At 61.1% G+C, this 13,481-nt stretch carries 16 protein-coding genes; 6 read left to right on the top strand and 10 right to left on the bottom strand.

From position 1 onward, the window contains the following. Positions 1-46 precede the first annotated feature (46 nt). From hisC to F7R20_RS14265, 10 genes are all read right to left on the bottom strand, one after another. Positions 47-1,099: a histidinol-phosphate transaminase gene (gene hisC, locus F7R20_RS14220; RefSeq protein ID WP_003197873.1), complete on the bottom strand. Its 1,053-nt coding sequence runs from the start codon at positions 1,097-1,099 to the stop codon at positions 47-49. A 1-nt stretch (position 1,100) separates the two neighbouring features. Then, the gene (hisD, locus tag F7R20_RS14225) at positions 1,101-2,438 is read right to left on the bottom strand and encodes a histidinol dehydrogenase (protein ID WP_003197871.1); all 1,338 of its coding nucleotides are present in this window, start codon (positions 2,436-2,438) and stop codon (positions 1,101-1,103) included. Between the two features lie 123 nt (positions 2,439-2,561). Further along, positions 2,562-3,197: an ATP phosphoribosyltransferase gene (gene hisG, locus F7R20_RS14230; protein WP_003197870.1), complete on the bottom strand. Its 636-nt coding sequence runs from the start codon at positions 3,195-3,197 to the stop codon at positions 2,562-2,564. A gap of 243 nt (positions 3,198-3,440) precedes the next feature. Further along, the gene (gene murA / locus F7R20_RS14235) at positions 3,441-4,706 is read right to left on the bottom strand and encodes a UDP-N-acetylglucosamine 1-carboxyvinyltransferase (protein ID WP_003197868.1); all 1,266 of its coding nucleotides are present in this window, start codon (positions 4,704-4,706) and stop codon (positions 3,441-3,443) included. A 22-nt stretch (positions 4,707-4,728) separates the two neighbouring features. Further along, complete coding sequence (locus tag F7R20_RS14240; RefSeq protein ID WP_003197866.1) at positions 4,729-4,968, bottom strand: BolA family protein; 240 nt, start codon at positions 4,966-4,968, stop codon at positions 4,729-4,731. A gap of 115 nt (positions 4,969-5,083) precedes the next feature. Next, positions 5,084-5,389: an STAS domain-containing protein gene (locus F7R20_RS14245; RefSeq protein WP_003197864.1), complete on the bottom strand. Its 306-nt coding sequence runs from the start codon at positions 5,387-5,389 to the stop codon at positions 5,084-5,086. A gap of 8 nt (positions 5,390-5,397) precedes the next feature. After that, positions 5,398-6,051: an MlaC/ttg2D family ABC transporter substrate-binding protein gene (locus F7R20_RS14250; protein WP_003197862.1), complete on the bottom strand. Its 654-nt coding sequence runs from the start codon at positions 6,049-6,051 to the stop codon at positions 5,398-5,400. An 11-nt stretch (positions 6,052-6,062) separates the two neighbouring features. Continuing rightward, positions 6,063-6,530: an outer membrane lipid asymmetry maintenance protein MlaD gene (gene mlaD / locus F7R20_RS14255; protein WP_003178020.1), complete on the bottom strand. Its 468-nt coding sequence runs from the start codon at positions 6,528-6,530 to the stop codon at positions 6,063-6,065. Next, positions 6,530-7,327, bottom strand: coding sequence for a lipid asymmetry maintenance ABC transporter permease subunit MlaE (mlaE, locus tag F7R20_RS14260; protein WP_003197860.1), 798 nt, complete (start codon positions 7,325-7,327; stop codon positions 6,530-6,532). The genes mlaD and mlaE overlap by 1 nt, the downstream gene beginning before the upstream one ends. Continuing rightward, entirely contained in the window at positions 7,327-8,136 is an 810-nt protein-coding gene (locus tag F7R20_RS14265) for an ATP-binding cassette domain-containing protein (protein ID WP_003197859.1), read from the bottom strand. Before F7R20_RS14265 ends, mlaE begins: the two co-directional genes overlap by 1 nt. Positions 8,137-8,410: 274 nt before the next feature. Here F7R20_RS14265 and F7R20_RS14270 point away from each other — a divergent pair, with 274 nt between their 5' ends. The 6 genes from F7R20_RS14270 to F7R20_RS14295 all read left to right on the top strand — a co-directional run bounded on the left by F7R20_RS14270 (position 8,411) and on the right by F7R20_RS14295 (position 13,405). Next, positions 8,411-9,385 carry a KpsF/GutQ family sugar-phosphate isomerase gene (locus tag F7R20_RS14270; RefSeq protein WP_003197857.1) on the top strand — a complete coding sequence of 325 codons (975 nt, stop codon included), beginning with the start codon at positions 8,411-8,413 and terminating at the stop codon, positions 9,383-9,385. After that, positions 9,386-9,910, top strand: coding sequence for a KdsC family phosphatase (locus F7R20_RS14275; RefSeq protein ID WP_003197856.1), 525 nt, complete (start codon positions 9,386-9,388; stop codon positions 9,908-9,910). A gap of 7 nt (positions 9,911-9,917) precedes the next feature. Next, positions 9,918-10,487 carry an LPS export ABC transporter periplasmic protein LptC gene (gene lptC / locus F7R20_RS14280; RefSeq protein WP_003197854.1) on the top strand — a complete coding sequence of 190 codons (570 nt, stop codon included), beginning with the start codon at positions 9,918-9,920 and terminating at the stop codon, positions 10,485-10,487. Further along, complete coding sequence (lptA, locus tag F7R20_RS14285; protein WP_003197852.1) at positions 10,474-11,022, top strand: lipopolysaccharide transport periplasmic protein LptA; 549 nt, start codon at positions 10,474-10,476, stop codon at positions 11,020-11,022. Before lptC ends, lptA begins: the two co-directional genes overlap by 14 nt. Next, positions 11,022-11,747, top strand: coding sequence for an LPS export ABC transporter ATP-binding protein (lptB, locus tag F7R20_RS14290; protein ID WP_003197851.1), 726 nt, complete (start codon positions 11,022-11,024; stop codon positions 11,745-11,747). The genes lptA and lptB overlap by 1 nt, the downstream gene beginning before the upstream one ends. A gap of 164 nt (positions 11,748-11,911) precedes the next feature. Continuing rightward, positions 11,912-13,405, top strand: a complete 1,494-nt coding sequence (locus tag F7R20_RS14295) for an RNA polymerase factor sigma-54 (RefSeq protein ID WP_003197849.1) — start codon at positions 11,912-11,914, stop codon at positions 13,403-13,405. The last annotated feature ends 76 nt before the right edge of the window (positions 13,406-13,481 follow it).

Consider the following 13,481-nt stretch of genomic DNA (forward strand, 5'->3'; position numbering starts at 1 on the left):
GAGCAAGCTTTGCTCCCACAGACTCCCACAGGTTCAATGCAGGGGTTTAGAGTTCGCCGAGGGCTTCTACCAGCGCTTGGTTCTGCTCCGGTGTGCCGATGCTGATCCGCAGGAACTGGGCAATCCGCTCCTGTTTGAAGTGCCGCACGATCACACCCTGCTCCCGCAGTTTCGCCGCCAACCCTGCCGCATCGTGCCGGGGGTGGCGGGCGAAGATGAAGTTGGCCGCCGAGGGCAGCACTTCAAAGCCCTTGGCTTGCAGTTGGGCCACGACCCATTCACGGTGCTCGATGACCAACTGGCAGGTCCGGTCGAAATGCTCGCGGTCGTCGAACGCCGCCGCGCCGCCGACATTCGCCAGGCGATCCAGCGGATAGGAGTTGAAGCTGTTCTTGATCCGCTCCAGCGCTTCGATCAGGTCCGGATGGCCCACCGCCAGGCCCACGCGCAGCCCCGCCAGGGAGCGGGACTTGGACAGGGTCTGGGTCACCAGCAGGTTCGGATAGCGATCCACCAGGCTGATGGCCGTCTCGCCGCCGAAGTCGATATAGGCCTCGTCGACCACTACCACCGAATCCGGGCTGGCCTTGAGGATCTGCTCGACCGCTTCCAGCGCCAGCAGGCAGCCGGTCGGCGCGTTCGGGTTGGGGAAAATGATCCCGCCATTGGGTTTGGCGTAGTCTGCCGGGTCGATCCGGAATTGCTCATCCAGCGGCACCGCATCGAACTGGATGCCGTACAGCCCGCAATACACGGGATAGAAGCTGTAGCTGATGTCCGGGAACAACAGCGGCTGGTCGTGCTGCAACAGACCGTGAAAAATGTGCGCCAGCACTTCATCCGAGCCATTACCCAGGAACACCTGGTTGCTCTGCACGCCGTAATATCGGGCCACGGCGCCTTTCAGCAGGTCACTGTTGGGATCCGGGTACAGGCGCAGGTTGTCGTTCAACTCGGTCTGCATGGCCGCCAAGGCCTTGGGCGATGGGCCGTAGGGGTTCTCGTTGGTATTGAGCTTGACCAGCCGGGTCAGCTTCGGCTGTTCGCCCGGCACGTAGGGCACCAGGTTCTTGACGAACGGGCTCCAGAATTTACTCATTTCAGTTCCCCTGACCTTCAATGGAGTTTTCGTCAAGAATGCGGTACTCGGCGCTGCGGGCGTGGGCGCTCAGCGATTCGCCACGGGCCAGCACCGAAGCGGTCTTGCCCAGTTCGGAGGCGCCCTGCTCGGAGCAGAAGATGATCGACGAGCGTTTCTGGAAGTCATACACCCCCAGCGGCGACGAGAAGCGCGCGGTGCCGGAAGTCGGCAACACGTGGTTGGGGCCTGCGCAATAGTCGCCCAGGGCCTCACTGGTGTGACGACCCATGAAGATCGCACCGGCGTGACGGATCTGCGGCAGCCAGGCCTGCGGGTCGGCGACCGACAATTCCAGGTGTTCCGGCGCGATACGGTTGGCGACTTCGATGGCCTGCTCCATGTCGCGGACCTTGATCAGCGCGCCACGGCCATTGATCGACGTATTGATGATCTCGGCGCGGTCCATGGTCGGCAGCAGCTTGTCGATGCTGGCGGCGACCTTGTCGAGGAACTCGGCGTCCGGGCTGACCAGGATCGCCTGGGCGTCTTCGTCGTGCTCGGCCTGGGAAAACAGGTCCATGGCGATCCAGTCCGGGTCGGTCTGGCCGTCGCACACCACGAGGATTTCCGAAGGGCCGGCGATCATGTCGATGCCGACCTGGCCAAACACGTGGCGCTTGGCGGTGGCGACATAGATGTTGCCCGGCCCGACCACCTTGTCGACCCGCGGCACGCTTTCGGTGCCATAGGCCAGCGCAGCCACGGCCTGGGCACCGCCGATGGTGAACACCCGGTCCACACCAGCGATGCAAGCGGCGGCCAGCACCAGTTCGTTGATTTCACCGCGCGGGGTCGGGACGACCATGACCACTTCGGTCACGCCGGCAACCTTGGCCGGGATGGCGTTCATCAGCACCGAGGACGGATAGGACGCCTTGCCACCCGGCACGTACAGGCCGGCGCGGTCCAGCGGCGTGACCTTCTGGCCCAGCACGGTGCCGTCGGCTTCGGTGTAGCTCCAGGAGTCCTGTTTCTGCCTTTCGTGATAGTCGCGCACTCGGGACGCGGCCTTTTCCAAGGCTTCGCGCTGGGGCACGGTGATCCGGGTCAGGGCCAGTTCCAGTCGCTCGCGCGGCAGGATCAGGTCGGCCATGGACGCCACTTGCAGGCCGTCGAACTTCTGGGTGAATTCCACCAGGGCAGCATCGCCACGCTCGCGCACAGCCTTGATGATGTCCAGCACCCGCTGATTGACCGAGTCGTCAGACACGCTTTCCCAGCTCAGCAGATGATCCAGATGATGTGCGAAATCCGGGTCGGCAGCATTGAGTCGGCGAATCGAAGTGGGAGCGGTCATAGCGAGGGCCTCATTAATGGCAAATGCTCAGGCGCCCTAAGCTACCAGTCCATTCGCGTGGGCACCTGAGAAAATTGGCTATGACACGGATAGACGGGCGCGACTCAAGGTCGCGCAGGTGAATCAGCCGCGGTGTCGCGATTCCACTGCCTTGCGCAGGGTATCGATCAGAGCCTGGATACGGGCGTGCTGCATTTTCATCGAAGCCTTGTTGACGATCAGCCGGGAGGTGATGTCGGCGATGAAATCCTGGGGTTCCAGGCCATTTGCCCGCAGGGTGTTGCCGGTGTCGACCACGTCGATGATCTTGTCCGCCAGGCCGATCAGCGGCGCCAGCTCCATCGAACCGTACAACTTGATGATATCGACCTGACGGCCCTGCTCGGCGTAATAACGCTTGGCAATATTGACGAACTTGGTCGCCACGCGCAAACGCCCCTTGGGCTCCGGCGCGCCAACTTTACCGGCGGTCATCAGCTTGCAGCGGGCGATCTGCAGGTCCAGGGGCTCGTACAGGCCCTGGCCGCCGTATTCCATCAGCACGTCCTTGCCGGCAACGCCCAGGTCGGCGGCGCCATGTTCCACGTAGGTCGGCACATCGGTGGCACGCACGATCAGCAAGCGCACGTCGGCCTGGGTCGTGGGGATGATCAGCTTGCGGCTCTTGTCCGGATTCTCGGTCGGCACGATGCCCGCTTCAGCCAGAAGCGGCAGGGTGTCGTCAAGGATGCGGCCCTTGGACAGTGCGATGGTCAACATGGGAAACGTCAGTCCTTATCAAGGTACTCATGCCCGGTCGCAAGCGGCGCCGGACACACATCGAGGGTGCAAACACCCTCGATGTGAAACAAAATCAACGGACACATCCTTGTGCCCACGGAAAGTGCCTGCGCGACGATCATACTGCGTTGAAAACAGGCTCGGAATGCTCATTGACAATCAGTCAACTCCGCTTCCTCGCCTGTTTTCGCCTTGCCTGATCGCCGCGCAGTCACTTTCCAATTAGCCCGGTACGCGGCGGATCTTGGCGCCGAGCATCTGCAGTTTTTCTTCGATGCACTCATAGCCACGGTCGATGTGGTAGATGCGATCGATCAGGGTATCGCCTTCGGCAACCAGGGCCGAGATGACCAGGCTGGCCGAGGCCCGCAGGTCGGTGGCCATCACTGGCGCGCCCTTGAGCTTCTCGGTGCCGGTGACAATGGCCGTGTTGCCTTCGACCTGGATCTTGGCGCCCATGCGGTGCAGTTCGTAGACGTGCATGAAACGGTTTTCGAAGATCGTCTCGATCACAGCGCCCGTGCCTTCGGCAATGGCGTTGAGGGAGATGAACTGCGCCTGCATGTCGGTCGGGAACGCCGGGTACGGAGCGGTCCGCACGTTGACGGCTTTTGGCCGCTTGCCGTGCATGTTCACTTCGATCCAGTCTTCGCCGCAGGTGACTTCGGCACCGGCTTCCTTGAGTTTCTCCAGGACGGCTTCAAGGATGGTCGGATCGGTATCCTTGACCTTGACGCGGCCACCGGTGACCGCAGCGGCCACCAGGTAGGTGCCGGTTTCGATCCGGTCCGGCATCACTTTGTAGGTGGCCGAATGCAGGCGCTCGACGCCATCGATGGTGATGGTATCGGTGCCAGCGCCGCTGATCTTGGCGCCCATGGCGATCAGGAAGTTCGCTAGGTCGACCACTTCAGGCTCGCGCGCGGCGTTTTGCAGCACGCTGCGACCCTTGGCCAGTGCGGCGGCCATCATGATGTTCTCGGTGCCGGTCACGCTGACGGTATCGAAGAAGAAGTGCGCGCCGCGCAAGCCGCCTTCCGGCGCCTTGGCCTTGATGTAGCCGCCTTCGACGTCGATTACCGCGCCCATGGCTTCCAGGCCGCGAATGTGCAGGTCCACCGGACGCGAGCCAATGGCGCAACCGCCAGGCAAGGCGACTTCGGCTTCACCGAAACGGGCGACCATCGGACCCAATACCAGGATCGACGCACGCATGGTCTTCACCAGCTCGTACGGGGCGACCAGGGTCTTGATGGTGCGTGGATCGATTTCGACGCTGAGCTTCTCGTCGATCACCGGCTCAATGCCCATGCGGCCGAACAGCTCGATCATCGTGGTGATGTCGTGCAGGTGCGGCAGGTTGGCCACGGTCACCGGGCCATCGCACAGCAGGGTCGCGGCAAGGATCGGCAGGGCGGAGTTCTTTGCCCCGGAAATACGGATTTCGCCATCAAGACGAACGCCGCCGGTAATAATCAGTTTATCCATAAGAATCTCGAGGCCCTTGGGCTCAGGTGCGCTCGGCCCAGGCCGCGCGGCTGAAAAATTTCATCGTGACCGCGTGGATGCTGCCATCGGCGATCCATGGGTTCAAATGGGCATAGATGCTCTGCTGACGCTTCACTGGGCTCAACGTCGCCAGTTCATCGCTGATCACGTTCAACTGGAAGTTGCAGCCTTCGCCTTCAACTTCCACCTGCGTACCAGGCAGCTTTCCTTCTAGGAAGCTCTTCACTTCTACAGCCTGCATGCTCAACCTCAATCGGCGCCCTGTGCGCGCGGGTCGCACATCATACAAAAAAGCCCCGCGCCTGCGAACCCCGCGAAGCAGGACTCTGACGGGGGGACTTTTCCAACAATGTGGCTCAGGGGTGCGCCAACAACTCGGTCAGCTCGCTGACCTGGGCTATTTCGCGCATATCTTCGGGCATCCCACGGATGCTCCACGTTTTGCCGGCTGCCTTGGCGTCCCGCATGAAGCACAGCAGCAGCGACAGGCCGACGCTGCTGGACTTCTGCACCGCCGAGCAGTCAATGACCACCTCGGCGGCACTGACGGACTTGATCAGCGCCTGGCCCTCCTTGCGCAGGGCCGGGCCGGTGCGGTAATCCAGCACGCCACTGAGCATTAGCACGCCAGCCTCACCCAGACGAACGGCGGACTCACTCACCGACTCGATCATTGTGCCTGCTTCTCTTTGGCATCTTCGGCCACTTCCTTGGCCTTGGCGACCTCACCGGCCCAACCGTTGATGGTCTTGTCCAGGTCGTTGCCATTGCGCTGCATCGCGTCGGCGAACTGATCGCGGAACAGCTTGCCGATGTTGATGCCATTGATGATCACGTTGCGCACCTTCCACTCGTCGTTGATTTTCTCGAGTGTGTAGGAGACAGGGTAGATCGCGCCGTTGTTGCCTTTGACCTGCATGTCGACGCTGGTGCGGGTGCCGCTTTCGTCCTTGGCCGGCGAAACGGTGATGCCCTGGTTGTTGTATTCAAGCAAGGCGTTGCCATAGAACTGCATCAGGCTGCGCTTGAAGTTCTCCTGGAACCGGGTCATCTGCGCCGGGCTGGCCTTGCGCGAGTACTTGACGGTCATGATGCTCTTGGAGATGCCGTCGGCGTCCACCACGGGGCCGACGATGCCGTTCAGCGCGTCATAGAACGCGCTCGGGTCCTGCTTGTATTTCTCTTTGTTGGCGGAAAGGTCCGCCAACAGCCGGGTCGTCGTGTCCTGGATGATGTCATGGGCCGAAGGCGCAGCCACGGCGTTAGCCATCAACGGCAGCGCGGCGAGCAGCACCAACAAGCCACGTCGCAAGATAGAGATCATTCAAAAGCTCCTCATTTGGCGTCTTTGCTAACGGTATTGAGCAGGAATTTACCGATCAGGTCCTCGAGCACCAGGGATGATTGCGTGTCGTGGATAACGCCACCGTCCTTGAGCACGGTATCTTCCCCACCCACGCTGATGCCAATGTATTTCTCACCCAGCAGCCCAGCCGTGAGGATAGATGCAGTGGAATCAGTCGGCAGGTTATCCACGCGCTTTTCCAACTGCAGCGTCACCCGACCGGTGAAATCCTCGCGATTCAGATCGATTGCCGTGACCTTGCCGATGGTGACACCGGCCATGGTCACTTTGGCTCTGACCGTCAAACCGGCGATATTGTCAAAGTTTGCATAAAGTTTATAAGTATCGGTGCTTGCCGTCGGCGCCAGCCCACTGACCCGCAGGGCCAGCAGCAGCAAAGCCAGGATGCCAGCCAGCAAGAAAAGGCCGACACCGATTTCCAGGGTGCGGTTTTGCATCAGAAATCTCCAAACATCAAGGCGGTCAGAATAAAGTCAAGGCCCAGGACCGCCAGCGAGGCGTACACCACGGTCTTGGTTGTGGCACGGCTGATCCCCTCTGACGTGGGCTCACAGTCATAGCCTTGAAACACGGCGATCCAGGTCACGACGAAAGCGAATACGGCACTTTTGATCACGCCATTGAGGACATCGTCGAGGAAGTCGACGCTGTTTTGCATGTTCGACCAGTAGGAACCTTCATAGACCCCCAGCCAGTCTACCGCCACCCACGAGCCGCCCCAGATCCCCACGACGCTGAAAATGATCGCCAGCACCGGCAGGGAAATGAAACCGGCCCACAGGCGCGGGGCAATGATGTATTTGAGTGGGTCGACGCCGATCATTTCCAGGCTGGACAATTGTTCGGTGGACTTCATGTTGCCGATTTCGGCGGTCAACGCCGAACCGGCACGCCCGGCGAACAGCAGCGCCGTGACCACCGGGCCGAGCTCACGCAGCAGCGTCAGCGCAACCATCTGCCCGACCGCCTGCTCCGAACCGTAGCTGGACAAGATGTTGAAACCTTGCAGCGCCAGGACCATGCCGATGAAGATCCCGGAGACCACGATGATCACCAGGGACATCACGCCCACCGAGTGCAACTGCTTGACCAGCAGGCCGAAACCGCCGCCCGTCGAGTTGCGACCGAGCAAGGCGTGCATCAGGAACAGCGAGGAACGGCCCAGTACCGCCACCACATCGATGCCGGAACGGCCGAACAGGCGAACTCTTTCCAATAGTGATTTCTTGCGCATCAGCGCTTCCCCAGCAGATCGGTACGGTAATCCGTGGCCGGAAAATGGAACGCCACCGGCCCGTCCGGATCACCCTTCATGAATTGGCGGATGCGCGGATTGTCCGAATCCGCCAGTTCCTGGGGCGTGCCCTGCCCCAGCACCTGGCTATCGCCAACCACATAGATGTAGTCGGCAATGCTCGCGGTTTCGGCCAGGTCGTGGGAGACCACGATGCTGGTGATGCCCAGCGCATCGTTGAGCAGGCGGATCAGGCGCACGAGCACGCCCATGGCGATCGGGTCCTGGCCGACGAAGGGCTCGTCGTACATGAGGATCTTCGGATCGAGGGCAATAGCCCGCGCCAACGCGACCCGACGCTTCATGCCGCCGGACAGCTCGTCGGGCATCAGGTCGAGGGCGCCCCGCAGCCCAACGGCCTGCAACTTGAGCAGGACGATGTCGCGAATCATCTCTTCCGGCAGCTCGGTATGGACCCGCAGCGGGAACGCCACGTTCTCGAATACATCGAGATCGGTAAACAGCGCGCCACTCTGGAACAGCACACCCATGTGCTTGCGCGCATCGAACAGGTCGCTGCGAGACAACTCGGGAAGGTTCTGACCATTGACCCAGACTTCGCCGGCGCTGGGGCGCAATTGTGCCCCGATCAGCCGCAGCAGCGTGGTCTTGCCACACCCGGAAGGCCCCATGATGCCGGTGACCTTGCCGCGCGGAATGCGAATATCGATGTCATTGAAAATGCTGCGCGTCCCTCGCTTGAAGGACAGTCCCTTCAGCTCGACCGCGTAGGCGTTGTCGGCACTCATCTAAACTCCTTGCGATGCAGCCTCACATTCGAATGCCCAGGGCAGCCGACAAGCGCCGGTACCGCCGGGCACACGAACCGGCGGCGAACTATATCACTGCAACAGCCAAGCGCCCAAGGCCAACGCCCCGCCTGTTAAGCCTGGTTTAAGGTAAAAAGCCACATTTTATGTCGAACCTTGCGGCCCCTCGAACAAAGCATGACGAACTTACGTGAGGGAATTGTTCATTGCCGCTATAATCGCCGCCTTTTCATCGGGCTATACGATTTCTGACATGAGCCAATCCAGCGACCTGATTCAATCGGCACAACGTACCATCCGCCTCGAGCTCGAAGCCGTGCAAGGCTTGCTGCCCCAAATCGACGCTGATTTCGTACGCGCCTGCGAGATGATTCTGGCCAGCAAAGGCCGCGTGGTCGTGGTCGGCATGGGCAAGTCCGGGCACATCGGCAACAAGATCGCCGCCACCCTCGCCAGCACCGGCACCACGGCCTTTTTTGTCCATCCGGCCGAAGCCAGCCACGGGGACATGGGCATGATCACCCGGGACGACGTCATCCTGGCCCTGTCCAACTCCGGCTCCACCAATGAGATCATCACGCTGCTGCCGCTGATCAAGCGCCTGGGCATCCAGTTGATCAGCATGACCGGCAACCCGGACTCGCCGCTGGCCAAGGCCGCCGAAGTGAACCTCAATGTTCATGTCGAACACGAAGCCTGCCCGCTGAACCTGGCACCGACCTCCTCCACCACCGCGGCCCTGGTCATGGGCGACGCCCTGGCCGTGGCGCTGCTGGAAGCCCGGGGCTTCACCGCGGAAGATTTCGCCTTTTCCCATCCCGGTGGCGCCCTCGGCCGTCGCCTGCTGCTGAAAGTCGAAAACGTGATGCACGCTGGCCAGGAGTTGCCACAAGTGCTGCGCGGCACGCTGCTCAAGGACGCGCTCATGGAAATGACCCGCAAGGGGCTGGGCATGACGGTGGTCCTGGAGGTCGACGGCAAGCTCGCCGGAATCTTCACCGACGGCGATCTGCGCCGCACCCTGGACCGCACCATCGACATCCACAGTGCGACCATCGAGCAAGTCATGACGCCCCACGGCAAGACCGCCCGCGCCGAGATGCTCGCCGCCGAGGCCCTGAAAATCATGGAAGACCACAAGATCAGCGCCCTGGTGGTCGTCGACGACGAAGACCGTCCGGTGGGCGCCCTGAACATGCACGATCTTCTGCGTGCGGGAGTCATGTAAATGAACACAGACCTGTTGCAACGCGGCCAAGCCATCAAGCTGGCGGTTTTCGACGTGGACGGCGTGCTGACCGACGGCCGCCTGTACTTCCTCGAAGACGGCAGCGAGTTCAAGACGTTCAACACCCTCGACGGCCAAGGCATCAAGATGTTGATGGCCGCCGGCGTGCAGACCGCTATCATCAGCGGCCGCAAGACCCCGGTGGTCGAGCGGCGCGCGAAGAACCTCGGCATCCCGCACCTTTACCAGGGGCGCGAAGACAAGCTGGTGGTGCTGGACGAGCTTCTGGGTCAACTCAACCTAAACTATGAACAGGTGGCCTACCTCGGTGACGACCTGCCAGACCTGCCGGTGATTCGCCGGGTCGGCCTGGGCATGGCGGTCGCCAACGCGGCCAGTTTCGTCCGCGAGCACGCCCACGGCGTCACCACGGCGCGAGGCGGCGAAGGTGCGGCCCGCGAATTCTGTGAACTGATCCTGCGCGCCCAGGGCCGCCTCGAAGCGGCCAACGCCGCGTACCTGTGAGCCATTTATGCTGAGCAAGAAGATTCGCACCATCGTGGTGTTCGGCTGTATCGCGGCGATTTTTGCTGCGGTGGGCTACTGGAACATCAGCCCCGAACGGTTTCTCGACCAGCCTGCGGCCCAGGTCGAGGAAAAGATCGACTGGTACGCGACCAACACGCATACCCTGCAGTACCTGCCCGACGGCAAGGTGCAATACGAGATGACGTCCGACAAGGTCGACCACGTAAAAGCCACTGACATTACGTTGGTTACGAAGCCCGACCTGAACATGTTCCGCGGCACCGAGTTTCCGTGGCATGTGCAGAGCGAGCACGCCGAAGTCAATTCCGGCGGTACCGAAGTGGAACTGATCGACTCGGTGCGCGTCGCCCGAACCGACGAAAAAAACCGTACGACCATCATCACCAGCACGCGCATGACCGTGTTCCCACAGCAAGAATATGCGCAGACCGAGCAACCCGTTAGAATCGACGGCGCCGGGGGTGTATCGACCGGCACGGGAATGAAAGCGTATTTGAAGGAAAGCAGGATACACCTGCTATCGAACGTAAGAGGACAGTATGAAGCTCGCTAAAACCCTCCCTATTTTGCTCAGTCTGGGCGCAGCACTGGGAAGCGCGAGCGCCTGGGCTCTTCCCGACGACCGCAACCAGCCTATTCGCATCCAGGCCGACGATGCCCAGCTCGACGACAAGAATGGCGTCGCCACCTATAAAGGCGACGTGATCATCACCCAGGGCTCGATGAAGGTCACCGGCAATACCGTGACCATCACCCGCACCCCGTCCGGCGACATCGACGTGGTGACTTCGGTGGGCAACCTGGCCTATTTCGAGCAACTGCAAACCGCAGGCGATACCAAGCCAGTGCAGGGCTACGGGGTAACCATCCAGTACCACGCCGCCCAGGATCGCGTGGTCCTGATCGACCGCGCCAAGGTCGTCGACAAGGACAACAACGTCACCCAAGGCGAAAAAATCGTCTACGACACAGTCAAGAAGCTGGCCAGCGCCGGTCGCGCCACCGGCAGCAAGGTGACCGAGTCGCGTCCGCGGATCGACATGGTGATCCAACCGAAAAAGAAAACCGACGAGCAGAAGGCCCAGTAATGGCAACTCTGAAAGCTCAGCACCTGGCCAAGAGCTACAAGAGCCGTCAAGTCGTGCGTGATGTCAGCCTGTCCATCGACAGCGGCCAGATCGTCGGCCTGCTCGGCCCCAACGGCGCGGGCAAGACCACCTGCTTCTACATGATCGTCGGCCTGGTCCAGGCCGATCAGGGTCGCGTACTGATCGACGACGTGGACGTCAGCCACCAGCCAATGCACGGCCGGGCGAAGGCAGGTATCGGCTATTTGCCGCAAGAAGCGTCGATCTTCCGCAAACTGTCGGTTGCCGACAACATCATGGCGATCCTCGAGACCCGCAAGGAACTCGACAAGGCCGGTCGTCGCCAGGAACTGGAAAGCCTGCTGCAGGAATTCCACATCAGCCACATTCGCGACAACCTGGGCATGAGCCTGTCCGGTGGCGAGCGGCGTCGCGTGGAAATCGCCCGCGCCCTGGCCACCGCACCGAAGTTCATCCTGCTCGACGAACCGTTCGCCGGCGTGGACCCGATCTCGGTAGGCGACATCAAGCAGATCATCCATCACCTCAAGGCCAAGGGGATCGGCGTGCTGATCACCGACCACAACGTGCGCGAGACGCTGGATATCTGTGAAACCGCCTACATTGTCAACGACGGCCAGCTGATCGCCGAAGGCGACTCCGCAGCCATCCTGGCCAATGACCTGGTCAAGGAAGTGTATCTGGGCCATGAGTTCCGCCTGTAAGCACAAGTGTCTGGCGAATTGTCCGAGCGTCGTTTAATTTTATTATGGCGACGCTCTAGGCAAACACTTCAGTTTCAGGCATATAATTTGCTTAAGTTTGGCGCCTCGGCGCCCTGTAGTGGATGGCGCATGTGCGCCGGCTAATAAGGTGTTAAGCCCCTGCCATGAAACCATCGCTAGTCTTGAGAATGGGCCAGCAGCTGACGATGACACCGCAGCTGCAACAGGCCATCCGCCTGCTCCAATTGTCGACCCTGGACCTGCAACAGGAAATCCAGGAGGCCCTGGAGTCCAATCCGATGCTCGAACGCCAGGAAGAAGGCGACGACTTCGACAACACCGATCCGCTGGCCGACAACGTCGAGCAGAAGACCAACACCGAAATCCCGGAACCGGCCTACCAGGAAACCGCCCCGACGGTGGACAACCTCGAGGATGGCGAATGGAACGAACGCATCCCCAACGAACTACCCGTGGACACGGCCTGGGAAGACGTCTACCAGACCAGCGCCAGCAGCCTGCCGAGCAGCGATGACGACGAGTGGGACTTCACCACCCGTACCTCTGCTGGCGAAAGCCTGCAAAGCCACCTGCTGTGGCAGTTGAACCTGGCGCCGATGTCCGACACCGATCGCCTGATCGCCGTGACCCTGATCGACTGCATCAACAACCAGGGCTACCTGGACGAGACCCTCGAAGAAATCCTGGAAGCCTTCGACCCCGAGCTCGACATCGAGCTGGACGAGATCGAAGCCGTCCTGCATCGCATCCAGCAGTTCGAACCGGCCGGCATCGGTGCCCGCAACCTGGGCGAGTGCCTGTTGCTGCAACTGCGCCAGTTGTCCGCCAAGACACCATGGCTGGCCGAGGCCAAGCGACTGGTCACCGATTACATCGACCTGTTGGGCGGCCGCGACTACAGCCAACTGATGCGTCGCATGAAGCTCAAGGAAGATGAGCTGCGCCAGGTCATCGAACTGGTGCAGAGCCTCAACCCGCGCCCCGGCTCGCAGATCGAATCCACCGAGCCCGAATACGTGGTCCCCGACGTGATCGTGCGCAAGCACAATGATCGCTGGCTGGTGGAGCTCAACCAGGAGTCGGTGCCCAAGCTGCGGGTCAACGCCCAGTACGCCGGCTTTGTGAAGCGTGCCGACACCAGCGCCGACAACACCTTCATGCGCAACCAGTTGCAGGAAGCGCGCTGGTTCATCAAGAGCCTGCAAAGCCGCAACGAAACCCTGATGAAAGTTGCCACCCAGATCGTCGAGCATCAGCGCGGCTTCCTGGAGTACGGCGATGAAGCGATGAAACCGTTGGTCCTGCATGACATTGCCGAGGCAGTGGGCATGCACGAGTCGACGATTTCCCGGGTAACCACCCAGAAATTCATGCATACCCCTCGGGGTATCTATGAATTGAAATACTTTTTCTCCAGCCACGTCAGCACCTCCGAAGGCGGCGAATGCTCGTCCACGGCCATCCGCGCGATCATCAAAAAACTGGTAGCTGCGGAAAATCAGAAAAAGCCGTTGAGTGACAGCAAGATCGCTGGTTTACTGGAGGCACAAGGCATTCAGGTGGCCCGCCGTACCGTCGCCAAATACCGCGAATCCCTCGGGATCGCGCCTTCGAGCGAACGCAAGCGGTTGATGTAACAGGCCACGCCACAGCGTTCCAGTGGCAGGCATTTCTGCCTGCCGCTTTATGCACTGGCAACGAAGGAGAAGCTGT

The organism is Pseudomonas brassicacearum subsp. brassicacearum (genome assembly GCF_008801605.1).
GTDB classification, from domain to species: Bacteria; Pseudomonadota; Gammaproteobacteria; order Pseudomonadales; family Pseudomonadaceae; genus Aquipseudomonas; species Aquipseudomonas brassicacearum.